Source organism: Glycomyces terrestris (genome assembly GCF_003933745.1).
GTDB lineage: Bacteria > Actinomycetota > Actinomycetes > Mycobacteriales > Micromonosporaceae > Glycomyces > Glycomyces terrestris.
In genome coordinates this window covers 349,442-374,243 of the sequence record NZ_RSEB01000003.1, presented here as the reverse complement: position 1 = coordinate 374,243, position 24,802 = coordinate 349,442, and the positions used below count along the sequence as shown (strand labels likewise).

General features: G+C 72.1%; 19 protein-coding genes, 3 pseudogenes and 1 riboswitch. Of the genes and pseudogenes, 12 read left to right on the top strand and 10 right to left on the bottom strand.

Annotated elements, in window-relative coordinates:
* Nucleotides 1-24 precede the first annotated feature (24 nt).
* The 3 genes from EIW28_RS11635 to EIW28_RS11625 all read left to right on the top strand — a co-directional run bounded on the left by EIW28_RS11635 (nucleotide 25) and on the right by EIW28_RS11625 (nucleotide 4,503).
* Entirely contained in the window at nucleotides 25-2,298 is a 2,274-nt protein-coding gene (locus EIW28_RS11635) for an AAA family ATPase (RefSeq protein WP_125247873.1), read from the top strand.
* Between the two features lie 161 nt (nucleotides 2,299-2,459).
* Nucleotides 2,460-3,398: an NAD-dependent epimerase/dehydratase family protein gene (locus EIW28_RS11630; protein WP_125247872.1), complete on the top strand. Its 939-nt coding sequence runs from the start codon at nucleotides 2,460-2,462 to the stop codon at nucleotides 3,396-3,398.
* A 94-nt stretch (nucleotides 3,399-3,492) separates the two neighbouring features.
* Nucleotides 3,493-4,503: a glycosyltransferase gene (locus tag EIW28_RS11625; protein WP_125247871.1), complete on the top strand. Its 1,011-nt coding sequence runs from the start codon at nucleotides 3,493-3,495 to the stop codon at nucleotides 4,501-4,503.
* Nucleotides 4,504-4,529: 26 nt separating this feature from the next.
* On the opposite strand, the gene EIW28_RS11620 is transcribed toward EIW28_RS11625, so the two are convergent.
* The 7 genes and pseudogenes from EIW28_RS11620 to EIW28_RS11590 form a co-directional block, all read right to left on the bottom strand.
* Nucleotides 4,530-5,555, bottom strand: a complete 1,026-nt coding sequence (locus tag EIW28_RS11620; protein ID WP_158630372.1) for a GNAT family N-acetyltransferase — start codon at nucleotides 5,553-5,555, stop codon at nucleotides 4,530-4,532.
* Nucleotides 5,556-5,933: 378 nt separating this feature from the next.
* Nucleotides 5,934-7,196, bottom strand: coding sequence for a threonine synthase (gene thrC, locus EIW28_RS11615; protein ID WP_125247869.1), 1,263 nt, complete (start codon nucleotides 7,194-7,196; stop codon nucleotides 5,934-5,936).
* Nucleotides 7,197-7,210: 14 nt separating this feature from the next.
* Nucleotides 7,211-7,315, bottom strand: a riboswitch (SAM riboswitch).
* Nucleotides 7,316-7,480: 165 nt separating this feature from the next.
* A pseudogene (gene folP / locus EIW28_RS11610) lies at nucleotides 7,481-8,275 on the bottom strand (dihydropteroate synthase); the annotation flags it as partial.
* 80 nt (nucleotides 8,276-8,355) lie between these two features.
* A complete protein-coding gene (locus EIW28_RS11605; protein ID WP_125247868.1) occupies nucleotides 8,356-9,438 on the bottom strand; it encodes a hypothetical protein in 1,083 nt (360 codons plus the stop codon).
* 5 nt (nucleotides 9,439-9,443) lie between these two features.
* Complete coding sequence (locus EIW28_RS11600) at nucleotides 9,444-10,346, bottom strand: HAD family hydrolase (RefSeq protein WP_197717216.1); 903 nt, start codon at nucleotides 10,344-10,346, stop codon at nucleotides 9,444-9,446.
* A 237-nt stretch (nucleotides 10,347-10,583) separates the two neighbouring features.
* Nucleotides 10,584-11,747, bottom strand: coding sequence for a DUF5667 domain-containing protein (locus EIW28_RS11595; RefSeq protein ID WP_125247867.1), 1,164 nt, complete (start codon nucleotides 11,745-11,747; stop codon nucleotides 10,584-10,586).
* Between the two features lie 319 nt (nucleotides 11,748-12,066).
* On the bottom strand, nucleotides 12,067-12,864 hold the full coding sequence (locus tag EIW28_RS11590; RefSeq protein ID WP_197717215.1) for an ECF subfamily RNA polymerase sigma factor, BldN family: 798 nt from the start codon (nucleotides 12,862-12,864) through the stop codon (nucleotides 12,067-12,069).
* Between the two features lie 387 nt (nucleotides 12,865-13,251).
* Here EIW28_RS11590 and EIW28_RS11585 point away from each other — a divergent pair, with 387 nt between their 5' ends.
* The 6 genes from EIW28_RS11585 (at nucleotide 13,252) to hemB (ending at nucleotide 19,523) form a co-directional block, all read left to right on the top strand.
* On the top strand, nucleotides 13,252-13,488 hold the full coding sequence (locus tag EIW28_RS11585) for a glutaredoxin family protein (protein WP_197717214.1): 237 nt from the start codon (nucleotides 13,252-13,254) through the stop codon (nucleotides 13,486-13,488).
* A gap of 310 nt (nucleotides 13,489-13,798) precedes the next feature.
* Nucleotides 13,799-14,518, top strand: coding sequence for a redox-sensing transcriptional repressor Rex (locus tag EIW28_RS11580; protein ID WP_125247864.1), 720 nt, complete (start codon nucleotides 13,799-13,801; stop codon nucleotides 14,516-14,518).
* A 1-nt stretch (nucleotide 14,519) separates the two neighbouring features.
* Nucleotides 14,520-15,947, top strand: coding sequence for a glutamyl-tRNA reductase (locus EIW28_RS11575; RefSeq protein ID WP_125247863.1), 1,428 nt, complete (start codon nucleotides 14,520-14,522; stop codon nucleotides 15,945-15,947).
* A 16-nt stretch (nucleotides 15,948-15,963) separates the two neighbouring features.
* Nucleotides 15,964-16,896 (top strand): hydroxymethylbilane synthase, encoded by a 933-nt coding sequence (gene hemC, locus EIW28_RS11570; RefSeq protein ID WP_187350599.1) that lies wholly within the window; start codon nucleotides 15,964-15,966, stop codon nucleotides 16,894-16,896.
* 34 nt (nucleotides 16,897-16,930) lie between these two features.
* Nucleotides 16,931-18,511, top strand: a complete 1,581-nt coding sequence (locus EIW28_RS11565) for a bifunctional uroporphyrinogen-III C-methyltransferase/uroporphyrinogen-III synthase (protein ID WP_125247861.1) — start codon at nucleotides 16,931-16,933, stop codon at nucleotides 18,509-18,511.
* A gap of 25 nt (nucleotides 18,512-18,536) precedes the next feature.
* A complete protein-coding gene (gene hemB / locus EIW28_RS11560; RefSeq protein ID WP_197717213.1) occupies nucleotides 18,537-19,523 on the top strand; it encodes a porphobilinogen synthase in 987 nt (328 codons plus the stop codon).
* Between the two features lie 66 nt (nucleotides 19,524-19,589).
* Here the strand turns inward: hemB and EIW28_RS25655 are convergent.
* The 3 genes and pseudogenes from EIW28_RS25655 to EIW28_RS11545 form a co-directional block, all read right to left on the bottom strand.
* Nucleotides 19,590-19,934: pseudogene (locus EIW28_RS25655) on the bottom strand (PIN domain-containing protein); the annotation flags it as partial.
* Nucleotides 19,931-20,140 carry a type II toxin-antitoxin system VapB family antitoxin gene (locus EIW28_RS11550; protein WP_125247860.1) on the bottom strand — a complete coding sequence of 70 codons (210 nt, stop codon included), beginning with the start codon at nucleotides 20,138-20,140 and terminating at the stop codon, nucleotides 19,931-19,933. The gene EIW28_RS11550 and the pseudogene EIW28_RS25655, both read right to left, overlap by 4 nt.
* 253 nt (nucleotides 20,141-20,393) lie before the next feature.
* A pseudogene (locus EIW28_RS11545) lies at nucleotides 20,394-21,443 on the bottom strand (UDP-N-acetylmuramate dehydrogenase); the annotation flags it as partial.
* Nucleotides 21,444-21,490: 47 nt separating this feature from the next.
* Here EIW28_RS11545 and EIW28_RS11540 point away from each other — a divergent pair.
* The 3 genes from EIW28_RS11540 to amrS all read left to right on the top strand — a co-directional run bounded on the left by EIW28_RS11540 (nucleotide 21,491) and on the right by amrS (nucleotide 24,784).
* On the top strand, nucleotides 21,491-22,237 hold the full coding sequence (locus tag EIW28_RS11540; RefSeq protein ID WP_125247858.1) for a hypothetical protein: 747 nt from the start codon (nucleotides 21,491-21,493) through the stop codon (nucleotides 22,235-22,237).
* Nucleotides 22,238-22,453: 216 nt separating this feature from the next.
* Complete coding sequence (locus EIW28_RS11535; RefSeq protein WP_125247857.1) at nucleotides 22,454-23,548, top strand: ABC transporter ATP-binding protein; 1,095 nt, start codon at nucleotides 22,454-22,456, stop codon at nucleotides 23,546-23,548.
* A gap of 102 nt (nucleotides 23,549-23,650) precedes the next feature.
* Nucleotides 23,651-24,784, top strand: a complete 1,134-nt coding sequence (gene amrS, locus EIW28_RS11530) for an AmmeMemoRadiSam system radical SAM enzyme (protein WP_125247856.1) — start codon at nucleotides 23,651-23,653, stop codon at nucleotides 24,782-24,784.
* Nucleotides 24,785-24,802 lie beyond the last annotated feature (18 nt).

Genomic DNA, 24,802 nt, shown 5'->3' with positions numbered 1-24,802 from the left:
CCCGCCCGTAATAGGCTGGGCCGCGTGACCGAAGCAGGCACCCTCACACTGACCGCCACCCGCGCCCGCGCCGCGCTCGACGCGCGGCGCGGCATCGTCCGCCTCCACCCCGAGGCCCTCACCGCCCTGGGCCTGCGCCCCGGCGACGCCGTCGGGATCACGGGGCGGCGCGCGACCGCCGCGATCGTCCTCGAAGCCGACCGGTACGCCTCCCGGCGCGCCCTCTACGCCGACGACCTCACCCTCGGCAACATCGGCGCCCGCGACGGCGACCCCGTGCGGCTCGCGCCCGTGGAGCTCACCGCCGCCGACCGGGTCGTCCTGTCCGGCCCGGCCTCCGCGGTCGCGGTCGTCGACCCCGACACGCTGCGCCTCGCACTCCTGTCGAAGGTCGTCTGCGAGGGCGACGACGTGTCGCTCCTGCCGATCGAGCTCGGCTCCGCCGCCCGCGACGCCGTCACGGCCACCCGCCGCACCTTGAACAACACCCTCGGCATGGGCTGGACCACCATGGTGCTCAACGTGGTCGAGGCCAGCCCCGCCCGCGGCGCGATGATCACCTCCGACACCCGCGTCGAGTGGGTCGGCGCGACCCGCGCCGCCGCCGACGCCCCCCTCCCCGCCGGCCGCGAGCGCATGCCCGCCTCCTACGGCGGCAGCGCCGCCGCCGTCCGCCCGCGGGCCGAGACCCGCGCGCCGCTCGCCGAACCCCGTGCGCCCGAAGCGGTCCCGGGCGTCGCGCCGATCCCCTACGACGAGCTCGCGGGCGCGAAGATCCCCGCCGAGGAACTGCGCGAACTCCTCGACCTCGGCTTCAACCACCGCGAGGTCCTCAAGGTCGTCGGCACCGACATGGCCCTCGGCGTCCTCGTCTCGGGCCCCTCGGGCGCCGGGAAGGCCACCGTCGTCCGCTCGGTCGCCGCGGCGGTCGGCGCGGGCGTCAGCGAGGTCTCCGGCTCCGACCTGGCCGCCCTCGAGGCGAACGCCGCCGCCGACCGGCTCCGCGCCGCCGTCGCCGCGCTCCCCGTCCCGGGCGTGCTCCTCGTCCGCGGGGTCGAGCACCTGGCCCCGGCCGGGCGCCGGACCCCGCTGGGCACCATGTTCTCCCGCCTCGTCGAGGAGGTCCTCGCCGAACCGGGCGAGCACGCCGTGGTGTGCACCACCGCGCGCACCGAGGACGTCGACGCCGCGCTCCGCTCGCGCCTGGAGCACGAGGTCGTCGTCCCCATGCCCGACGCCGAGGCCCGCCGCGACCTCCTCGTCTACTTCACCCGCTCGATGAAGGTCGCCGAGGACGTGAAGCTCGAGTCCGTGGCGCACCGCGCCCCCGGCTACGTCGCCTCCGACCTCGCCGTCATGGTCCGCGAGGCCGGGGTGCGGGCCGCGCTGCGCGCCAAGGACGGCGGGGCCACCGCGCTCCAGCCGGCCGACTTCGACGGCGCCCTGGAGTCGGTGCGGCCCACCAGCCTCGGCGGCGACGCCGTCGAGCTCGGCGGGCTCACCCTCGCCGACGTCGGCGGCATGGAGGACCTGAAGCAGACCCTCACCGAGACGGTGCTGTGGCCGCTCACCTACCCGGACGCGTTCACCCGCCTCGGGATCGAGGCCCCGCGCGGCATCCTCCTGTACGGCCCGCCCGGGTGCGGCAAGACCTACATCGTGCGCGCGGTCGCGGGGGAGGGGCACGCGAACGTCATGAGCGTCAAGGGCTCCGAGCTGCTGAACAAGTGGGTCGGCGAGTCGGAGAAGAACGTGCGCGACCTGTTCCGCCGCGCCCGCCAGGCCAGTCCGACCCTGATGTTCTTCGACGAGCTCGACGCCCTCGCGCCGGTGCGCGGCGCCGGCACGGACGGCGGCACGGCCGACCGCGTCGTGGCGGCCCTGCTCACCGAGCTCGACGGCGCCGAGGCCCTGCACGACGTCGTCGTCGTGGGCGCCACCAACCGGCCCGACATGATCGACCCCGCGCTGCTGCGCCCCGGCCGGCTCGAGCGCCTCGTCTACGTGCCGCCGCCGGACGCGCGCGGGCGCGCGGACATCCTGCGCGCCAACGCGAAGAACGTGCCGTTCGCCGACGACGTGGACCTCGCCGCGGTCGCCGACGAGCTGTGGCTGTACTCGGCCGCCGACTGCGCCGCGCTCGTGCGCGAGGCCGCGCTCACCGCCATGCGCGAGTCGCTCGACGCCAGCGTCGTCACCGCCGCCCACGTCGAGCAGGCGATGGAGCGCGTACGCCCCAGCCTCGACCCCGAGCAGCTCGAGTACCTGGAGAACTACGCGCACAATCGCGAGGGCTAGACCGCGAACCCTGAACGGCCGCACCGGCACCGGTGCGGCCGTTCGGCGTCTCCGAGAGCACCCGCCAAAATTCGAGAGCACTGCTCTTGCATTGGCGCCGCGAATGTGAGATCGTTGTTCTCAACAGAGAGCACCGCTCTCTATCTGAGAAGGGAACTCCCGTGACCGACCACGTCATCCTCGGCAAGGGCCAGATCGGCTCCACCGTCGCCGCGATCCTCGCCGGGCGCGGCGAGCGCGTCCGCGTCCTCAGCCGCTCCGGCGGCCCCAGCACGCCCGGCATCGAGCACGTCAAGGTCGACGCCCGCGACGCCGCCGCCCTCACCGCCGCCACGAAGGGCGCCGACGTCATCTACAACTGCGCCAACCCCGCCGGCTACCACCAGTGGGCCGACGAGTGGCCGCCCATGTTCGCCGCGATCCTCGCCGCCGCCAAGGCCCACGGCGCCGGCCTCGTCAACACCGGCAACCTCTACGTGTACGGCCCCGTCACCGCGCCCATGACCGAGCGCACCCCGCTGCGCTCCCCGGGGCACAAGGGCCGCATCCGCATCAAGATGTGGGAGGACGCGATGGCCCTCCACGCCGCCGGCGACCTCCGCTTCACCGAGGCCCGCGGCTCCGACTACTTCGGGCCCGGCGCCCTCGCCGACGCCATGCTCGGCGAGCGCATCGTCCGTCCCGTCGTCGAAGGCAAGGGCGTCACCGTCCTCGGCGACCCCGACGCGCCGCACTCCTTCACCTACATCCCCGACGTCGCCCGCGCCCTCATCCGCCTCGGCGGCGACGACCGCGCCTGGGGCCGCCCCTGGCACGTCCCCACCGCTCCGGCCGCCTCCCAGCGCGACATGGTCGACGCCATGGCCCGCCTGCTCGGCCGCGGCCCCGTCCGCGTCTCCCGCATGCCCTGGTGGGTCCTCATCCGCGTCGTCGGCCTCGCCCAGCCCGCCATGAAGGGCATGGCCGAGACCCGCCACCAGTGGGACGGCCCGTACGTCATGGAGTCGCACGACTTCACCGACACCTTCGGCGACGAGCCCACGCCGACCGACACCGCCCTCGCCGAGACCCTCGACTGGTGGCGGGCGCGACTCGCCTGAGCGGAAGATTTGGCGCACAGTTCACTCCGGCGGGAGCAACCCTCGGCGCGCTCCGAGCGTTACCCCCACACAGCCGCCCGCAGAAAGTGAGCCCATGAGCCCGAAGCCGCTAGCCGCCCTGCGCCGCCGCCTGCGCGCCGCCGCACCCGGAGGCAAGGAGTTCCTGCACGTCATCGCCACCCGCCACGGCATCGGCGTCTTCGACGAGCAGTGGTTCGCGTACCGCCAGCTGATGATGGAGCACCTGACGGTCGCCTCCCTCGACGCCCAGGAGGACCGCGACTTCGTGTGGGTCGTCGCCGTCGACCGCGACATGCCCCCGCAGGCCCGCAAGCGCCTCGACGCCCTCGCCGAGAGCCGCCCGTACCTGCGCGTCGCCGAGACCGAGCTCAAGCGCGACTTCGTCCCCGACCTCGCCGCCTGGGCCGCGGCGGAGGCCAAGGCCCGCAGGAAGGGCTGGGTCCTCACCACCCGCCTCGACGACGACGACGCGATCCACCGCGGCCTGGTCGCCCGGCTCCACCGGGAGGCCGCGGCCTACCTCGCCGAGGGGCACGGCGAGCCGGCGATCCTCTCGCCCGTCCTCGGCTGCAACTGGGTCCCGGCGCAGGCCACGGGCCACCGCGCCTACCACCACAGCCCCTCGATCGGCCTGAGCCTGCTCGAACCGGCCGCGGACCCGCGCACGGTCTACCGCAACAACCACCGCACCCTCGCGCAGGCCCTCGCCCCCTGGGGCTACAACGTGCGCCACCTCGACGGCGAGACCATGTGGTGGCTCTACGCCCACACCGGCCTGTCCCACATGCAGAGCGAGGGCAGCGACCGCATGGACAAGGTCACCGGCCACCGGCGCGCGTTCGAGCTCGACGCGGCCCGCCTGGCCCCGTTCGGCGTCACCGCCGCCGGGGCCAGGGCGATCCGCGAGACGCCCGAGCCCGAGGTGAACGAGAGCCTCTTCGAGCTCAACCGCCGCGGCCTCGACCTCGAGGACGAGATCCACGCCCTGCGCGAGGCCGCCCGCGCCGGCGACGAGGCCGCGCGCGAGCGGATCGCCGAACTCCACGCCGAACGCCGCCGCATCCACGAAGGACTCGTCCACTAGCCGAGCCGCTTCCAGCCGAGCCGCCGCTAACCGAGCCGCTTCTGGAACACCGTCTCGTGCCCGGCCAGCCGGTACCCGACGGCCTCGTTGATCGCGATCATGTGCGTGTTCGACTCGGCGTTCCCGGTCCACACGTAGCGCATCCACGGCCGCATCGACTGGAGCCGCCGCTGGTTCGCGATCTTCAGGATCGTGCCGAGCCGGTGGCCGCGGAAGCGCGGGTCGACGATCGTGTCGCCCTGGAGGCAGTGCCGCTCGTCCCCGGCGCGGACGTGGATCTCGGTGAGCCCGGCGACCTCGCCGCTCTCCTTGTGCACCACCGCGCTCTGGATGTTCAGGACGCCCCGCAGGAGCCGCTGGCGCTCCCACAGGCGGACGGTGTCGGCCGTGATGCGGCCCTCCTGGAGGTCCCAGTCGCCCAGCGGCATGTCGGTGTACATGCGCGCGTGCAGGTACGCGACGCCGTCGATGAGGTGCGCCGGCGGTTCGCCGTGGAAGACGGCCAGTTCGAAGCCCTCCGCCTTCGCCCAGCTCTCCTCCCACAGCCGGTCGAGGTCCTCGTCGAGGACGGTCGCGAGCTCGCACACCCGCACCGCGGCCTCCAGGGACCGCTTGTAGCCCTTGTCGATCAGGAACGGCCCGCCGTCGCCGCGCACGTCGGGGGAGTCCTCGTGCGGGACCGCGAGCCAGGTCGAGATCGTGGTGCGCCCCTCCTCGGCCGCGCGCTCCTCGGCGTGCCGCAGCAGGGCCGAGCCGACGCCGTGGCGCCGCGACTCGGGCCGCACGCCGATCTCGAAGTTCGCGAGGTGCGTGTTGTCGCGGTCGGAGAGGTGCAGGCCGAGGTAGCCGAGGACCGCGCCGTCGCACACGGCCGCCCAGCGTTCGCGGCGGACGTCGGGGTCGGGGACGACGAGTCCCGCGAGCGCGCCGAGCGGGTTCCAGGGGCTCAGCCCCGTGAAGTCGTGGGCCTGCACCGATTCCTGTGCGGTGAGCCAGGACTCGACGAGCGCCTGATTCGAGGGGTCCACCCGGACGATGTCGAAATGCGTCATGGGCCGAGCCTGGCAGAGGGGTGCGACGCGGGCAAGCGCATTGCGCCCGTTGCGTGGAGCGGGTTTGGGGGAGGCGGCTTCCGGGAAGTCATCGACCGGGGGCAGCATGGTCGGGAGACCGCAGTTCCTGACACCGGCTGGCGCTGCTCGACACGTTCTAGCCCCAGGACTCGCAGTCAACCGGGTGAGTGGCGACAGGACTGCTGCGGCCTCCCGCACCAAGAATTCTTGCTCATTCAGTGAATACGGTCAAGACCCGAACTTCGCTTCTTTTTGTCGGGTACCCGACACATCACTTCACATCGGTCACTCAGAGTGATAATTTCAGGAGTTCGGAAAGCGTTTTATTTGTCCGCGTTCCGAACTCCCACCCTCCACTCACGATTGCAGGAGTCCCGCTTCTTTCGCTGCCTTCAGGGACGGCTTCACGGTGTGCGTCGGCCCGACCAGCGACGACACGGCGTCCAGGGTCTTCAGTCCCTCGCCGGTGTTGTAGATGACCGTCTCCGCCTCCGGATCGAGCTGACCCGACTCCAAGAGCTTACGGAGCGTAGCGACGACGACCCCGCCGGCCGTTTCAGCGAACACGCCCGTGGTCGCGGCGAGAAGCTTCACGCCGTCCCGGATCTCGTCGTCGGAGACCTTCGCCATCCCGCCGCCCGTGGAGCGGCACGCCTCGATCGCGTACGGGCCCGCCGCGGGGTCGCCGATGTTCAGGCTCTTCGCGATCCCGGTCGGCTTCACCGGGGTGATCACGTCGGTGCCGGCGTCGAACGCGTCGGCGATCGGGCTGCACCCGGCCGACTGGGCCCCGAACACCCGGACCTTGCCCGGCTCGGTCAGGCCGATCTCGGCGGCCTCCTCGAACGCCTTGTGGATCTTGGTGAGCAGCTCGCCCGAGGCCATCGGCACCACGACCTGCTCCGGCAGCCGCCAGCCCAGCTGCTCGGCCACCTCGTACCCGAGGGTCTTCGAGCCCTCCGCGTAGTACGGGCGGATGTTCACGTTGACGAACGCGGTCGACTCGAACTCGTCGGTCTCGGTCAGCTCCGAGCACAGCCGGTTCACGTCGTCGTAGGAGCCCTGCACGGCCACGAGCGTGCCGCCGTAGATCGCCGACTGCACGACCTTGCCCGGCTCCAGGTCCGAGGGGATGAACACGATCGACGGGACGCCGGCCCGGGCGGCGTGCGCCGCGACCGAGTTCGCCAGGTTCCCCGTGGACGCGCACGCGAACCGGTCGAAGCCGAGCTTCACGGCCGCCGACACCGCGGTCGACACGACCCGGTCCTTGAACGAGTGGGTCGGGTTCGCGCTGTCGTCCTTGACCCATAGCTTGCGCATCCCCAGGGCCTTCGCCAGGTGGGTCGCGTCGATGAGCGGGGTCAGGCCGGGGTTCAGGCTCACCCGGTCCTCCGGGTGGACGCCGACCGGCAGCAGCGGCGCGTACCGCCAGATGTTCTGCGGGCCCGCCTCGATCCGCTCCCGCGTCACCTTCGCCAGCTCCTCGAGGTCGTAGTCGACTTCGAGGGGCCCGAAACACTGCCAACAGGCGTGCTGGGCGACCAGGTCGTAGGTGGCGTTGCAGTTGCGGCAGACCAGGCCCTTGGCGGGGCTGTCGGCGAACAGGGCATTCGACATGCGAGAAGGCTCCTCCCTCATCTTTCCCGCCGGAGCGGGCCGGATTTGGCACCTGCCGAGCACGTCGGTGGTTGCCGCAGCGTCGCAGGGCCGGACCCCTCAGCTGCTCTGGATGAAGTACGAGCCGAATGCTACGGGTGTGCCACGTGCATCGGCAACAGCAGTTCCAACTTCCGAGACGCGATCGCGATCACCGCGCCCCGCCCCGGGCCGCGCGAACCCGCAGGTCCGCCCCGGCGTCCCGGCCGCGGCCCGACCGGGCCCTGTCGGCGATCCGTCAGCTACCGCGCCGCGCGCGTCGCCGCCCACACCGCGCGCGCGTCCGCGGTGCCCGCCACGTCGTGCACCCGCACGCCCCACGCCCCGGCCTCGAACGCCAGGACCGACGTCGCCAGCGTCGCCGCCTCCCGCTGCCCCACCGGGCGCGGCTTCCCGCTCTCGTCGGCCAGGAGCGACCCCAGGTACGACTTGCGGGAGGACCCGAACAGCACCGGGTACCCCAGCGCCACGAACTCGTCCAGGTGCGCCGACAGCCGCCAGTTGTGCTCGGCCGACTTCGCGAACCCCAGACCCGGGTCCAGGATGAGCTTCTCGCGGTCCACGCCGCTGTCCAGCGCCGCCTCGACCCGGTCCTCGAGCTCGGCCTTGACGTCGGCCACCACGTTCTCGTACCGCGCCAGGCGCTGCATGTCCGCCGAGTGCCCGCGCCAGTGCATGAGCACCCACCGCACGCCCGTGTCCGCCACGACCCGCGCCATGTCCGGGTCCGCGAGGCCGCCCGACACGTCGTTCACGACGCTCGCGCCCGCCTCGATCGCCGCGGCCGCCACCGCGGCCCGCGTCGTGTCGATCGAGACCGCCAGGCCCCGTTCGGCGAGCGCCGCGATCACGTCGACCACGCGCGCGGTCTCGGTCGCCGCGTCCACCCGCTCGGCCCCCGGCCGGGTCGACTCGCCGCCGACGTCGATGAGGTCCGCGCCCTCGGCGCCCATCTGCTCGCCGTGCGCGACCGCGTCGCCGAAGTCCAGGTACCGCCCGCCGTCCGAGAAGGAGTCGGGGGTGACGTTGAGGACCCCCATGATCTGCGGGCGGGCCGGGGCGAGGTGCGGTGTGGTCACGGCATCGACGTTACCCGCGCCCGGCGCGCGATCGCCTCACATCAAGCCAGGTCCGTGAGGTCGAGCACGTGCCACACCAACAGGTCCGCGGTGCCCGTCGACCACCACACGCTGCGCGCGTCCGCGCCCGTCTGCCCGGCGCTCGACGCCACCAGGTACGCCTCGCCCGCTTCGAGGTCGAACAGCGTCACCACCGCGGCGTCGCCCGCGCCCGCGCCGCGCTCCACGAGCGGCTCGAACCGGTCGATGAGCCCCACGTCGGGGGACACCGCGGACGTGAACCCCTCGGCCACCGTCACCCGGTCCGTCCCGTCAGGACGGATCAGGTCGGTCCGGGCCCCGTCGTCGGCGGTCACGATCAGCCGGCACCACGTCGCCGAGCACAGCGTCAGCTCCTCGGCCCCGGAGAAGACCTTCACGCCCGCACCGGTGTCGGTGCGCACCAGCTGCGCCCCGCCGAGCGAGTCGGACCCGGCGCTCGCCAGCCACGGCCACGCCGCCGCCTGCCACGCGCCCAGGTGCCCGGTCACCGCGACCTCGCCCCCGCCGACCGGGATCGACCGGTGCTCGGTCACCAGCGCCTCCCCGCGCGCGGTCGAGAGCCAGTGCAGCCCTTCGGCGGCGAACTGGAGGTCGTACGCCGACCCGGAGGCGATCACGTCCCCGGTGTCGGCCGTCAGCACCGCAGCCTCGCCCGGCCGCCCGTCCGCGCCGCGCGGCGCCGTCCACAGCTGCGACACGACCCGGCCCTGCTCGTCGGGCACGGACGCGATCCACGCCAGCCGCTCGTCGGTCGCGGCGGCCGCCACGACGCCCGGCACCCCGCCGGGCTCGGCCACCACCGTCACCGCGGCGTCGCCGGCCTCGTCGAGCTCGACGTACAGCAGGCTCCCGGCCTCGTCGGTGCCGAGCGCCGAGTCCTCGTCGAGGACCCGCAGCGGCGTCCACGCCCGGCCGTCGACCACCCCGGGCCAGTCGACCGGCTCGGCGTCCCACGTCTCCCACACGGTCGGCTGCGCCGGCGGGGCCGCGAGCGTCTCGGGGCGGTCGGGGGACGGCCACGCGAGCCAGGCGACGGCGAGGGCCGCCGCCCCGGCGAGGGTGAGCCGCTGCGCGGTGTCCAAGGGCGCTAGTCGCGCTCGCGGGACTTGTACAGGTAGAGCAGGCCCGCGCCCACGCCCGCGGCCGTGGCGGCGGGCAGCGCGAGCTTCGCGGCGCGGCGCCCGCGCCGGTAGTCGAGGACCGGCCAGCCGTGGTGGCGGGCCTGGCGGGCCAGGCGCGTGTCCGGGTTGACCGCGATCGCGCGCCCGACCTTGCGCAGCATCGGCAGGTCGTTCGCGGAGTCGGAGTACGCGGTGCACAGCGCCAGGTCGAGGCCGCGCTCGGCCGCGAGCTGGGCGATCCCGTCGGCCTTCGCGGGGCCGTGCATGAGGTCGCCGACGAGCCGGCCGGTGTAGCAGCCGTTCTCGATCTCGGCGATCGTGCCGAGCGCGCCCGTGAGCCCCAGGCGCGAGGCGAGGACCCCGGCGAGCTCGACCGGGCTGGCGGTCACGAGCCACACCTCCTGGCCGGTCTCGAGGTGCCGCTCGGCGAGCCGGCGCACCGGCGCGAGGATGCGCGGGGAGATGTCGCGGTCGACGACCTCCTCGCACAGCGCCCGCATCTCGTCGACGGGGAACCCGGCGACCAGTTCGAGCGCGGAGGACTTGATCTGCGAGATGTGCCCGTGGTGCTCGACGCCCTGGAACTTGAAGCGGGCCTGCTTCCACGCGAAGCCGAGGATGTCGCGCCCGGACAGGACGCCGTGGCGGGCGAGCGCCCGCGCGAGGTAGTACGTGGAGGCGCCGTGCATGAGGGTGTTGTCGACGTCGAAGAAGGCCGCGGAGGGGATCTGGGCGAGCTCGTCCTCGCCGGGCGCGGCGGGCTCGACGACGACGGAGTGGGCGTTGGACTGCGTGCGAGCGACGCCGCCGCCCCGCACGGACGGACGGGGAGTGGCGGAGGCGCTGGAGGAAGCCTCGATCTCAGACACCCTAAAAGCCTACAAGCCCAAGGCAGACGCCCTGTAACGCGAGGACGCGAGCCCGGTGAATTTCCAGTGTGGCCTTGTTCATGTCTCGTCCCGGCCGCGCCGGATGGCCGCACCTGGCCCGAAATGCGCCGTTGCTCCCCGCAGCGGCCGCGGACGCGGACCGGGGCGCCCCGTGAGGCGCCCCGGTCCCGCTCCGCACCCTGCCTTCGCCGCCGCGGCGCGGGCCGCGGCGGGTGATCAATCGAACAGGTCCGAGATGATCCCGGTGAGTTCGCCGAGGACGTCGTCCTCGGTCTCGGCGTTCGGCGACTGCCCGTCGTCGGCCGGGCTGCTCGCCCCGCCGCTCGCCGGGTCGGACGCCGGCGTGCCCTCGTCGGCCGGGTCGGGCTCACCCGTGGTGGCGTCCGCGTCCTCCCCGCCCGCGGTCGGCTCGCCGCCGCCCGGGTCGGCCTCGGCCTCCTCGCCGGTGCCGGTGCCGGTGCTGGCGCCGGAGTCGGCCGGCTCGGTCGCGTCGACGGCGTTCTGCGCGCACGAGCCCGGGATCGGACCGAGCTCGTCCGCCTCGCCGCCCGCGTCGGTGCAGTCGAGCGCGCCGCGCAGCTCCACCGAGCGCAGCGCCGCGGCCTCCAGGACCGACACCAGCTCCGCGCCGGCGTCCTTCGCCTCACCCTCGAGCCCTTCGACGAGGTCCTCGAGCACCCAGCGGTGCTCGTTCGCGAACAGGTCGAGGTAGTCCAGCGGCGCGGCGTCGCCGTTCGCGACCGCCAGCTCGCCGAGGAGCGCGCTCGCGCTCTTCAGCTCCGCGGCCGCGTCGCCCAGCGCCTTCGCGGCCGCCGCGTCGTCGTCGGACACGAGCGCGGCCTCCTGGATGCGCGTGCGCGCGAACTCCAGGAACAGCTGCGCCCGTCCGAGGTCGTTGCCCGCCAAGGCGAGCTGCGCCCGCTCGGTGGAGCGCTTGACCTCGTACAGCGTCTCGCCGGGGAGGGCGTCGCCCGAGGCCGCGGAGACCCCGGAGATCGCGACGGTGCCGGTGAGGAGGGCCGCGACGATCGCGATGCGCCGGCCGCCGCGGGGGCGGCGCGGGAACATCTCGTCGCGGACGGGCGCCCTGTTCGTGTCGGGCACGGCCGCGCTGGCGCGGTGCCTGGCGGTGACGCCGATGCCCTCTTCCTCGGCCACGGCCATGAGCCGCCTGCGGGTGGCGTCCTGCCAGTCCCGCGACGGCCTGGTCGCGTTGAAGAGCTGGTCGCCCAGCCCGCCCAGCCGCTCGGTGACGCCGACGAGTTCGGCGAACGCTTCTGCTGACGCACCCGATGGGTCCGCGCTGCGGCGCGAGTGAGGGAGGGTGGGACCGCCGGAGTCAAGCAGCCGCGCGAATTCCTCCGCGCGACGGCGCTCCATAGGGTTCAATGTCACCGGGCACACCCCCTCTCACTGCATGGATCCTGCTCCTGTACTGAGAACAACGCACGAGTAGCCCCTGAGGTTACGGTTCGCCGCGAAGCTTGCGTTTCGGACCACATCGTCCTCGTCGCAGCGGGGCCTCGCGGCGGTATCGGGCCGGTAAAGGACCCTGACCTGGCAGTTCCGGTCCGCCGTGAGGAGGCGGGCCGTCGATTACAAGCTCGCGGGCCGAAGCCCTTGGGAACGGGTTCTGTCGGTTTCCCGACCGCGCTCGCGGCGCGGTGCGGGACGGGGTCGGCGGGGATCGGACGGCCGCTCAGCCGCGGAAGCCGTCGGGCAGCAGCCGGGCGAGCGTGCGCACGGCCCGGTACTGGAGGGCCTTGACCGCGCCCTCGTTCTTGCCCATGGTGCGGGCCGTCTCGGCGACGGTGAAGCCCTGGAGGAAGCGCAGCACGATGCACTCCTGCTGGTCGGGGTTGAGCTTCTTGACCGCCGTCAGCAGCGTCGCGTTCGTGAGCTTCTCCAGCGCAGCGGTCTCGGGGGACGTGGCGGGGTCGGTCTCCTGCTGGTCGGCGCCGAGGACGTCCGGCTTGACGATCTCGAGGCGGTACCGGCCGGACTTGAAGTGGTCGACCACGAGGTTCCGCGCGATGGTCACCAGCCACGCGCCGAACGCCCTGCCCTGCCAGCTGAAGCTGGAGATCCGCCGCAGCGCCCGCAGGAACGTCTCGGACGCGAGGTCCTCGGCGAGCTGGGCGTTGTTCACGCGGAAGTAGATGTAGCGGTAGACCGTGTCGCTGTAGCGGTCGTAGATCTCCCCGAAGGCGCCCGGCTCGCCGGCCTGGGCGCGCGCCACCAGGTCGGCGACCTCGTCGCCGTCGACCTGGTCCTCGTGGTGGTCGCCGCCGCGCGGCTCGGCCGCGGCGCCGCCGGCCGCGCCGGGTCCGGCGCCCCGGCCGGGCCGCACCTGGTGCTGCTCGGCGGTGCCGGTGTCGAGGGACAGGACCGTCCACACGGCCTGCTTCAGGCGCTCGAAGGTCGGGCCGGGGAGCCGGGTCAGGGCGTCGGCGATCGAACCGGAGCGGAGGACGGGGGCGATGTCTGCTGTGAGCACTGCCGAGTCATGGCTTGCGACAGCCAAGGTCGGTGCAATACCGGGCACTAGTGGCCTCCTCGTGTGAGGGGTCGTCGGGCCGAGTCATGCGATCGGGTCCCGCAGGGACTGACCCGCCTGAGTCTAGAAATCGGCGGGGTCGGCGACGCGTATTTGCGATCGGCGTGTCGCGCTCGGTGACGGGTGCGGAGGGGACGATGTCGGCGCGCGCCCGAGGCGCCGGCGTACCCTTCGTTGCGGGGGCGGAATCCCACCATTACCTCCCCAAACGTTCGGTGGTCCGCGGCCGCGGACCGGTTGTGCCTCAATAGTGAGCGAGGAATGACGGAGGGTGTCGCACAAGCTGTGCGATCCCGTCCGGCTTTTCATTTCGACGGAGGGAGCAGGGTGAACAGGCTGACGCTGCTGACTACAAGGGATTGCCACCTGTGCGGCGAGGCGCGCGCCGCGCTCGACCTCGTGAAGGAGCGGACCGGCGAGGAGTGGTCCGAGATCGACGTCGCCGGCGACGCCGCGTTGGCGCGCGACTACGGCGACCGCCTGCCCGTGCTCCTCCTCGACGGGCGCGAGCACGGCTACTGGGACGTCGACGTCCCGCGGCTCCTCCGCGACCTCGCCAAGTGACGACACACCGAGAAATCTCCGAAATACCGGGCTACTCCGGTCAATTAGGGCAGAATTCTGGCGGACGGCGGCTCGCCGGGACGTTCGCAATTCGGTACAGCCGGGCTCGGCCCGGTGTTACGGGGGTGTACCGCGCGGCGCCCGCGAGCCGCCGAGTCCCGTTCACCCCGCCGACGCCTCCCCGACACCCCGCCCCGCCCCGGGCCGCGCGACGTTAGCGCTGCCTGTGCGACCTCCCACCCCCGGCGCGTCCTAAGCTGAGTGGCGCGCCGGTGAACGACGGCGCGGAAGCGGACCTGGAGCTCCAGCATTGACGACCACCGGTGAAGGCACTGACCAGCGGGCCGCCGCCCCGCCGGCCGCGGCCGGCGACCTGCCGGCCGCCGTGGTCAGGCGCCTGCCCGAATACCTCCGCGCCCTCGGCACCCTCTCCGAGTCCGGCGTCGACACCGTCTCCTCCGAGACCCTCGCCGCCGCCACCGGCGTGAACTCGGCCATGCTCCGCAAGGACCTCTCCCAGCTCGGCGCCTCCGGCATGCGCGGCGTCGGCTACAACGTCGCCGGCCTCGCCGCCCACATCGCCGCTGTGCTCGGACTCACCAAGGACTCCCGCGTCGCCATCATCGGCCTCGGCCACCTGGGGCAGGCCCTGGCCAGGTACCCCGGCTTCTCCGAACGCGGGTTCGACATCGTTGGCCTCTTCGACGCCGACCCGGGCATCATTGGGAGGGATCTCGACGGCCTGCGGGTGCGCGACGTGGCGCTCCTCGCCGCGGCCGTGCGTGACGAAGGCATCAACATAGGGGTGATCGCCACACCCGGCGCGGCCGCCCAACACGTGGCCGACCTTCTCGTAGATGCTGGTGTCACAAGCATTCTCAACTTCGCGCCGTGCGTGCTCGCCGTCCCTCCCGGGGTGGCGGTCCGCAAGGTGGACCTGGCCGTCGAGCTGCAGATCCTCTCATTCCACGAGCACCACAAGTCGCTCGGCAGGTCGGAGACCCAGATCAACAAGAGACGGGAACGGTGAAGTGAACCTCCTGGTTGTCGGCATCTCGCACCGCAGCGCAGCGGTCGAGACCCTGGAACGGCTCGCGGTCGGGCCCGAGGCCGCCGCCGACCTCGCGCGCGCCCTCCTGCGCGGCGGCGAGGTCCGCGAGGCCGTCGTCCTCTCCACCTGCAACCGCGTCGAGGTCTACGCCGTCGCCGCCAGCTTCCACGGCGGGCTCGCCGCCGTCGTCGACGAGCTCCACCGCGTCTGGGGCCTCACCGAGACCCAGGCCGACCTCGACTTCGCCTCCTGCGGCTACGTGCGCCACGGCGCCGACGCCGTCGCCCACGCCTTCCGCGTCGCCGCCGGCCTCGACTCCATGGTCGCCGGCGAGCCCCAGATCCTCGGCCAGCTCCGCGACGCCTACGACACCGCCCGCGAGGCCGACCAGGTCGGCCGCCACCTGCACGAGCTCTTCCAGCAGGCCCTGCGCGTCGGGAAGCGCATCCACGCCGAGACCGACGTCGACGCCGCCGCCCCCTCCATCGTCACCGCCGCCCTCGACCTCGCCGAGCGCGCCCTCGCCGTCCACGGCTTCCAGAACGGCCTCACCGAGACCCGCGCCGCCGTCGTCGGCGCCGGCTCCATGGGCTCGCTCGCCACCGCGACCCTCGCCCGCTCCGGCGTGGCCTCCCTCGCCGTCGCCAACCGCGACCGCGCCAAGGCCGAGCGCCTCGCCGCCGTCTGGGACGCGACCGCCGCCGACTACGGCGACCTCGCCGGCCTCGCCGCCGACGCCGACCTCCTCGTCTGCGCCACCTCCTCGCCCGAGCCGGTCCTGCGCGCCGCCCACCTCGCCGGGCGCACCCGCCCGCTCGTCGTCTGCGACCTCGCCCTCCCCAAGGACGTCGCCGAGGAGGTCGCGCTCCTGCCCGGCGTCACCGTCGTCGACATCGCCGAGATCCAGAAGGCCGACGCCGCCGGCGCCGCCGCCGACACCCTCGCCGAGGTCGAGCGCCTCCTCGCCGAGGAGATCGAGGCCTACAACGAGAGCCTCCGCGCCGACGCCGTCACCCCCACCGTCGCCGCCCTCCGCTCTGCCGCCGCCGACATCGTCGAGGCCGAGCTCGCCCGCGTCGCCCGCCGCGGCGACTTCACCGACGACCAGCGCGCCGAGGTCGCCCGCACCGTCCACCGCGTCGTGCAGCGCCTCCTCCACGAGCCCACCGTCCGCGTCCGCGAGCTCGCCGGCCAGCCCGGCGCCCCCGACTACGCGCGCGCCCTGCGCGACCTCTTCGCCCTCGACGCCGCGGTCCTCGCCGCCGCCCAGGGCGACCACCTCGCCGAGGCCCTGAAGGTCAGCCCCGCGACGGCCCCCGTGGCCGACGCGCTCGCCCCCTCGCCCGCCTCGACGTCCGAAACCGCAGCGACTGCACCGGCCGGGAAGACGCCGCCGCCGCAGTCTTGAGAAGGGAACCAAGCCCGTGATCCGAGTCGGGACCAGGGGATCGAAGCTCGCGCTGGCGCAGAGCGGCATGATCGCGGACGCGATCGCACGCCTGACGGGCGAGCGCGTCGAACTCGTGGAGATCAAGACCACAGGGGACGGGACCACGGTCCCGGTCGCGGAGCTCGGGGTCGGCGTCTTCGTCAACCAGCTCCGCGAAGCCCTCGACCGCGAGGAGATCGACATCGCGGTCCACTCGTACAAGGACCTGCCGACCGCGCAGCCCGAGCACCTCGTCATCGCCGTCCCGCCGCGCGAGGACCCGCGCGACGTCCTCGTCGCCGCCGACGGCCGCACCCTCGCCGACCTGGGCCCCGGCGCCCGCATCGGCACCGGGTCGCCCCGGCGCATCGCGCAGCTGAACGCCCTGGGGCGCGGCTTCGAGTGCGTGCCGATCCGCGGCAACGTCGACACCCGCGTCGGCCGGGTCGGCAAGGACCTCGACGGAGTGATCCTCGCGGCCGCCGGCCTCAAGCGGGTCGGCCGCCAGGCGGAGGTGACGGAATACCTGGACCCGTTGGTGATGCTTCCCGCTCCCGCACAAGGGGCATTGGCGGTCGAATGCCGCAAAGCCGACATGACATCTGGGCTGATCTCAAGTAAGCTCAACGACCGGTACTCGCAGGCCGCCGTCGCCGCCGAACGCGCACTTCTGCAACGACTCGAAGCCGGGTGCAGCGCTCCCGTCGCCGCGCTCGCCGACGTCGCCGAAGGCGCCGATCCCGGAGAAGTCGACCTGTATCTGCGCGGAGCCGTCGGCTCCGTGGACGGCTCCGTCATCGAACGGCTCTCGACCACCGCCACGCTCACCGACGCGGGCGGCCCTGAGCTGGCCGAGCAGGCCGCGGCCGCGGGGAGGTCGCTCGCCGAGGACCTGCTCGAAGCGGGTGCCGAGCAACTATTGAAGTAGACGCCAAGCTCAGACGATTGTTGATGGAGAGAACATGACCAGTGCCCGTAAGCCGGTGGGCCGCGTGCGTTTCGTCGGAACCGGCCCAGGCGATCCGGGACTGCTGACCAAGCGCGCCCTCGACGCGATCCGCGAGGCCGACCGCGTCTACTACGACCGGTCGCTGCCGCAGTCGCTCATCGAGGCCGCGAAGGAGATCAACGGGGACGAGACCCGCATCAAGCTGATCGAGTCCTCCCCGTCCGACCAGGGCAAGCTCATGGCCGCCGCCGCGCGCGAGGGCGAGAACATCGCCCGCCTCATCGTCGGCGACGCCTACCCGAACCGCCTGGCGAAGGCCGAGATCAAGGCCGCCTCCGCCGAGCAGGCCCGCTTCGAGGTCATCCCAGGCATGAGCCACGCCCAGGCCGTCGCGGTCTACGCCGGCATGCCCCCGGGCGAGATCCGCACCGTCATCGACATCGACGACATCGCCTCCGTCGAGCCGCTCGTCATCGCCGACGCGATCAAGCGCGGCTCCCTCACCGTCACCGCCGACGTCTCCGACCTCTCCTCCCTGCGCGACATCCTCCTCGCGGGCGGCGTCTCCGGCGAGACCGCGGTCGCCGTCACCGGCGACGCGACCGGCGAGACCGAGTACACCACCACCTCCTCGGTCGACACGTTCGTCGAGGCCGCCCTCGGCTACGCCGGGCAGGTCGTCCTCACCATCGGCCCCGGCGTCGACGACCGCCACGAGCTCGCCTGGTGGGAGGGCCGCCCGCTGTACGGCTGGAAGGTCCTCATCCCGCGCACCAAGGAGCAGGCCGGCGTCATGTCCGAGCGCCTGCGCGCCTACGGCGCCATCCCCTGCGAGGTCCCGACCATCGCCGTCGAGCCGCCCCGCACCCCCGCCCAGATGGAGCGGGCCATCAAGGGCCTCGTCGACGGCCGCTACGCCTGGATCGTGTTCACCAGCCAGAACTCCGTGAAGGCCATCTGGGAGAAGTTCAAGGAGCACGGCCTCGACGCCCGCGCCTTCGGCGGCCTGCGCATCGCCTGCATCGGCGAGGCCACCGCGAACGCGGTGCGCGAGTTCGGCATCGAGCCCGAGCTCCTCCCGACCGGGCAGCAGTCCTCCGAGGGCCTCCTCGAGGTCTTCCCGCCGCACGACCCGATCCTCGACATGGTCGGCCGCGTGCTCCTGCCCCGCGCCGACATCGCCACCGAGACGCTCGTCCAGGGCCTGTCGGAGCGCGGCTGGGAGGTCGACGACGTCACCGCCTACCGCACCGTGCGCGCCTCGCCGCCCGCCGCCGACATCCGCGACGCCATCAAGTCCGGCGGCTTCGACGCGGTCCTGTTCACCTCGTCCTCCACGGTGCGCAACCTCGTCGGCATCGCCGGCAAGCCGCACCAGCGCACCGTCGTCGCGTGCATCGGCCCGGCCACCGCGGACACCGCGACCGAGTTCGGCCTGCGCGTGGACGCCAAGCCCGAGAACGCCTCGGTGCCCGACCTGATCGAAGCGCTCGCCGAGTACGCCACGGAGCTCAAGCAGCGCCTGGCCGAGGGCCCGATCAAGACCCGCCGCGGCCAGAAGGTCCAGGGCCCCACGGCCCTCCGATTCCGCTAGCAACCGAAGGCCAGAGGAGGCCGCAGTGCCGAACAGCTCCGACTACCCCGTGATCCGGCCCCGGAGGCTGCGCCGCACTGCGGCCCTGCGCCGTCTCGTCGCCGAGACCCGCGTCCACCCGAGCGACCTCGTCCTCCCCGTGTTCGTCAAGGAGGGCCTGACCGAACCGGTCGAGATCGCCACCATGCCGGGCGTGCACCAGCACTCCGTGGACTCCGTCCGCAAGCTCGCGGTCGAGGCCGCCCGGGCCGGCCTCGGCGGCCTCATGCCCTTCGCCGTCCCCGCCGTCCGCGACGCGATCGGCTCGGCCGCCACCGACCCCGACGGCATCCTCAACGTCACCACCCGGGCGATCAAGGAGGAGATCGGCGACGACCTCGTCGTCATCCCCGACCTCTGCCTCGACGAGTTCACCGACCACGGCCACTGCGGCGTCCTGCGCCCCGACGGCTCGGTCGACAACGACGCCACCCTCGACCGCTACGCCGAGATGGGCCTCGCCCTCGCCGACGCCGGCGCCGACCTCCTCGGCGCCTCCGGGATGATGGACGGCCAGATCGGCTTCGTCCGCGCCGCCCTCGACGCGGCCGGCAAGACCGACACCGGCCTCCTCGCCTACGCCGCCAAGTACGCCAGCGCCTTCTACGGCCCGTTCCGCGACGCGGTCGAATCGCAGCTCCAGGGCGACCGCCGCACCTACCAGCAGGACACCGCGAACGCCGCCGAGGCGCTTCTCGAGATCGACCTCGACATCGAGCAGGGCGCCGACATCGTCATGGTCAAGCCCGCGCTCCCGTACCTCGACATCGTCAAGGCCGCGGCCGAGCGCAGCCCGGTCCCGGTGGCGGCCTACCACATCAGCGGCGAGTACGCCCAGATCGTGGCCGCCGCCGAACGCGGCTGGATCGACCGGGACGCCGCGTTCCTGGAGGCCCTGACGAGCATCAAGCGCGCGGGCGCGGGGATCATCGCCACCTACGCAGCGATGGAAGCGGCCGCCCTCCTCCGCTAAGCCGAGCTCCGGGAACTCGGTGATGCGCTGCTGTTCAAGCTGAGGGAAGATCTCGGCGGCCGCGACAAAGTCCTTGTCGTCGTGCAGCACTACGAGCTTCATCTGAATTGCGATCGCCGCGACCAGGTAGTCGGCGACGCTGAACATGTTGTGCATGGAGTGGCGTGCGAGATCGCTGCCCATGCCGCGAACGTAGTCCCAGGTCATCGGCGGTACCGCGACCCATCCGTATGCTTCGATTAGATCGGCTTGCTGGTCTTCGTATTCGCGCTTTCGCGCGATCTTCATCGTTTCGCGAAGCACGGGTTCACAGATGCCCACTTGGCCTTGCGCTACAACAGCTTCCCACTCCGGGTCGACTTGGCGTCGAATGATGCGCACCAGGGCGCTAGTGTCGGCGAGATACTTCACTCGTCGTCATCCAGGGCGTCGAAGTCCAACAAGCCTTCCTGGGCTCGTCTCTGCATCCGCCTGAGGGCCTCCATCCGCTTTACGGAGTCAGATTCGAGGCTTAGCGCGAGGGCCTTGTTGACGGCTTCCTTCTTCGTCGTGGAATGGGTCGCCGTCATGACTCGGGCGAGAAGCTCGTCGTCAATGTCGATCAGGGTCTTGGTCATGGTCACCTCCCGGATATCTATCTCATCGAGTATATCCGATCTGGCCGCCTGTAGGGCGCCCAGAGTGCACGGCGCGTCTGCCGCGCACCCGAACGGCCTAGTTGTTGTCCTCGCGAAGACGATCTTCTTGGGCGCCGAGGGTTTCCTGGATTGAGCGCATGTGCTCCTCGCGGGCTTCCTGGGTCGCCGCGAGAATTTCGTCGGTCGTGAGACCGGCTCGCTTGGCCAAGCGTTCAGCTCTGACCTCCGGTTCGAGGGCGGCGTTGACCATCACCGGTTCGGGGTGGAGGCGGATGCCGAAGTCGTGCTCCACCTTGTCGGCGACTTCGGCGGCGAGGGCGAGGAGTTCGGCCGCCGTGGCGCCGCCGCGGTTGGTCAGGGCCAGGGTGTGCTTCGTCGAGAGGCTGACGTTTCCCCTCCGGTAGCCCTTCTCGAAGCCCGCCGCGCCGATCAGCCACGCCGCGGAGACCTTCACCTGGCCGTCGGAAGTCCCCCAGTGCGGGGGTTCACCACCGGCCTTCTCAGTGAGTTCGTGAAAGACATGGGCGCCCATGACCGGGTTCGTGAAGAACGAACCCGCGCTCCATGAGTCGTGGTCGGCCTCGTCGAGGACCATGCCTTTGCTCCGGCGCAGTTCGATCACCGCTTCGCGGACTTCCGTCAGCAGGGCGCTCGTACCGACGTTGGCGTTCAAGCGTTTCGCGAGCTCGGCGTAGGCGATCGGCTTCGAAAGCGGGCCCATCTCTCTGAGCAAGAAGTCGACGCTCATCACGAAGTAGCGGTCATTGTGCTTGAAGGCGCTCTGGCGGTACCCGAAACGGCATTCCTCGGGGGTCCAGTCGCGGATCTCGTTCGTCTGGCGGTCCCATACCCGGACCGATTCGATCGTCTGGGCGACCTCCTGGCCGTAGGCGCCGACGTTCTGGATCGGGGTCGCGCCGACGGAACCAGGGATACCGCTGAGGCACTCCACTCCCGCGCGCTCGTGCTCGACGGTCCAGGCGACGAACTCGTCCCAGTTCTGGCCGGCCTGGACTCGGACGCGCTTCTTGCGGTCGACCACTTCGATGCCGCCGCCCCGCAGCACCACGACCGTGCCGTCGAAGCCCCCGTCGCCGATCACGACGTTGCTCCCGCCCGCGAGCACCAGCGTCGGCCCCTGCGCCGCGCGCAGGACCTCCACCGCCTCCTCGGACGACCCGACCTCGACGAGCTCCCGCGCGGGCCCGCCCAGGCGCAGCGTCGTGTACGCGCTGAGCGTGTTCCGGTCGTTCCCGCTGGGCGATGGACTGGCGTGTGTCACATCCGGAAGCCTAAACTTTTCGCAGGCTACGAGGAACGGCGGTCACCATGGCTAAGCTGCGCATCACCGACTACCTCACCGAACTGAAGACGGAGGCCGCGGGCCTGCGCTCGGTCTGCGAGCCCGGCGTGCTCGACCGCGTCGCCCCCTCCCGGCCCGACACCACCGTCGCCGGCATCCTCCTCGAACTCGCCCGCCTCTACCGCTGGACCGTCGACGCCCTCTTCGCCGCCCCCGCCGAAGACCGCGACGTCCCCCAGCCGCCCCCGCCCGCCGCCGCCGGCCAGGCCGTCCTCGACGCCTACGACCAGGCCCTCGCCGCCGTCCTCGACGCCGTCGAGGCCCGCGGCCCCGAGTCCCCCGCCTGGACCTGGGCCCCTGTGGAGTGGCGCGCCGAGTTCTGGCACCGCCGCGTCGCCGTCGCCACCGGGCTCGCCCGCTGGGACCTCCAGATGGCCGTCGGCGCCACCGCGCCCGTCCCCGCCGCCCTCGCCGCCGAGGCCGTCACCGAGGCCTTCGAGGCGTTCATCCCCTCCGGGGCCCGCCGCGGCGCCCACCCGCACGCGAACGGCCTCGTCCAGCTGTTCGCCCAGGACGCCGACGCCACCTGGTTCGTGCGCCTGCGCGAAGGCCGGGTCGCGCTCCTCGACCAGCCCGACGCCCGCACCGAGCTCCAGGCCCGCGCGGCCGGCTCGGCCTCCGACATCGCGCTGGCGCTGTGGGGCCGGCTGCCGTTCGGGATCTGCGACGTCGTCGGCGACGAGCGCCTGCTCCAGGCCCTGCGGGTCGAGTAACGGTTCGGTAAAGGCCCCTGATAATCCGGACAAACGTTCGGGGCCGACTTGGCAAAGGCTTCCCCGCGAGGTTAGGCTCACACCACGCTCCGCGGTGCTCGCACCGCGCTGCGCGCGTCCCAGCGCGGGGACACCATGGTGATTCCCGGGCAGGCGCTGACAACCGCCTTTTACCACGGATCGTCTGGCACGTGCCTGCCAGTGAAAGGGAACATCATGGCGACAGTGACGTACGCGGGCGCCACCCGCATCTACCCGGGCACCGAGAAGCCCGCGGTGGACAAGCTGAACATCGAGATCCAGGACGGCGAATTCCTCGTCCTCGTCGGCCCCTCGGGCTGCGGGAAGTCCACCTCCCTCCGGATGCTCGCCGGCCTCGAAGAGGTCGACGAGGGCTCGATCTTCATCAACGACACCGACGTGTCGAACCTCCCCCCGAAGTCCCGCGACATCGCGATGGTCTTCCAGAACTACGCGCTCTACCCGCACATGTCCGTCTTCGACAACATGGCGTTCGCCCTCAAGCTGCGCCGCATGCCGAAGGCCGAGATCAAGCAGCGCGTGGAGGACGCCGCCAAGCTCCTCGACCTCACCGACTACCTCGGCCGCAAGCCGAAGGCCCTCTCGGGCGGTCAGCGCCAGCGCGTCGCCATGGGCCGCGCGATCGTGCGCGAGCCCCAGGTGTTCCTCATGGACGAGCCGCTGTCGAACCTCGACGCCAAGCTCCGCGTCCAGACCCGTTCGCAGATCGCCTCGCTCCAGAAGCGCCTCGGCATCACCACCGTGTACGTCACCCACGACCAGATCGAGGCCATGACCATGGGCCACCGGATCGCGGTCATGAAGGACGGCCTGCTCCAGCAGTGCGACACGCCCCGCACCCTCTACGAGAAGCCGGGCAACACCTTCGTCGCGGGCTTCATCGGCTCGCCGGCGATGAACATCAAGACCGTGTCCCTCACCGAGGCCGGCGCGCTCTTCGGCGACGTGACCCTCCCGCTCTCGCGCGAGGTCCGCGACGCCGCCACCCAGCAGGGCGGCGACCAGCAGGTCACCATCGGCATCCGCCCCGAGCACTGCAAGCTCGGCGCGGAGGGCTCGGGCGGCATCCCGATCGAGGTCGACCTCGTCGAGGAGCTCGGCTCGGAGGCGTACGTCTACGGCCACGCCGCGTACAACGGCTCCTCGGAGCGGTTCGTCGTGCGCACGGAGTCGGCCAACGTGCCGCGCCTGGCCGACACCGTGTACGTAGTGCCCGAGCCGGGCCACGAGCACGTGTTCCACGCCGCGACCGGCGAGCGCCTCAACTAAGCGCCCACCCGAACCGGACGAACGGAGGGCCGCGCACTGGCTGCGCGGCCCTTTTCTCTGCCCGTAACGCAGCGGCAACTGAGCGAGAGCTACCGTTGTCGTATGGCCGCCCTCACCCCCAGTAGGCCGCGAGTGGAAGGCGCCGACGAGTTCACGGTCGGTACCCGGTTCCACCGCGCCCTCGACGACGGCCGCATCGAGTGCACGGTCTGCCCGCGGGCCTGCCGCCTGCGCGAGGGCCAGCGCGGCCTGTGCTTCGTGCGGGCCCGCCACGGCGACCAGATCGTCCTCACCTCGTACGGCCGCTCCTCCGGGTTCTGCGTCGACCCGGTCGAGAAGAAGCCGCTCAACCACTTCCTGCCCGGCACGCCCGTGCTCTCCTTCGGCACCGCCGGGTGCAACCTCGCGTGCCGGTTCTGCCAGAACTGGGACATCTCCAAGTCGCGTGAGATCGACACCCTCTCCTCGCAAGCGGATGCCGTGACGCTCGCCGCCACCGCGAAGCGCCTGGGCTGCAAGTCGATCGCGTTCACCTACAATGACCCGACGGTGTTCCTGGAGTACGCGGCCGACTGCGCCGACGCCGCCCGCGAGGCGGGCCTGAAGGCGGTCGCGGTGTCGGCCGGGTACATCACCGCCCCGGCCCGCCGGGAGCTGTACTCCCATATGGACGCCGCGAACATCGACCTGAAGGCGTTCACCGAGGAGTTCTACGAGAAGATCGCCTTCGCTTCACTGAGGACGGTCCTCGACACACTCGAATACCTGGTGCACGAGACCGACGTGTGGACCGAGATCACGACGCTCCTGATCCCGGGCCACAACGACTCGGACGCGGAGATCGCGGCCGAGGCCGAGTGGATCGCGGCGCACCTGGGCCCCGAAGTGCCGCTGCACTTCACGGCCTTCCACCCGGACTTCAAGATGCGGGACGTGCCGCCCACGCCCCCGTCCACCCTCCGGCGCGCGCGCCGGATCGCGCTCGACGCGGGCCTGAAGTACGTGTACACGGGGAACGTGCACGACCCGGACGGCCAGACGACCAGCTGCGCCGACTGTGGCGAAGCCCTCATCGTGCGTGATTGGTACCGCATTGACCGATATGCAGTGTCGGATAGCGGACAGTGCGGACGTTGCGGGGCGCGCGTTCCCGGAGTTTTCGAGGGACCGGCGGGAGACTGGGGTCCCAGGCGGCAACCGATCCGCATCGCCGCACCGTCAGTAAGTCAGCCATAACCCACCACGCGAACCCAC

Excerpts from the sequence above, each read along its gene's own strand:
- EIW28_RS11625 (WP_125247871.1), top strand. The coding sequence starts at position 3,493 with ATGAGCCCGAAGCCGCTAGCCGCCCTGCGCCGCCGCCTGCGCGCCGCC.
- EIW28_RS11620 (WP_158630372.1), bottom strand. The coding sequence starts at position 5,555 with ATGACGCATTTCGACATCGTCCGGGTGGACCCCTCGAATCAGGCGCTC.
- thrC (WP_125247869.1), bottom strand. The coding sequence starts at position 7,196 with ATGTCGAATGCCCTGTTCGCCGACAGCCCCGCCAAGGGCCTGGTCTGC.
- EIW28_RS11595 (WP_125247867.1), bottom strand. The coding sequence starts at position 11,747 with ATGGAGCGCCGTCGCGCGGAGGAATTCGCGCGGCTGCTTGACTCCGGC.
- EIW28_RS11565 (WP_125247861.1), top strand. The coding sequence starts at position 16,931 with ATGACCAGTGCCCGTAAGCCGGTGGGCCGCGTGCGTTTCGTCGGAACC.
- EIW28_RS11550 (WP_125247860.1), bottom strand. The coding sequence starts at position 20,140 with ATGACCAAGACCCTGATCGACATTGACGACGAGCTTCTCGCCCGAGTC.
- EIW28_RS11540 (WP_125247858.1), top strand. The coding sequence starts at position 21,491 with ATGGCTAAGCTGCGCATCACCGACTACCTCACCGAACTGAAGACGGAG.
- EIW28_RS11535 (WP_125247857.1), top strand. The coding sequence starts at position 22,454 with ATGGCGACAGTGACGTACGCGGGCGCCACCCGCATCTACCCGGGCACC.
- amrS (WP_125247856.1), top strand. The coding sequence starts at position 23,651 with ATGGCCGCCCTCACCCCCAGTAGGCCGCGAGTGGAAGGCGCCGACGAG.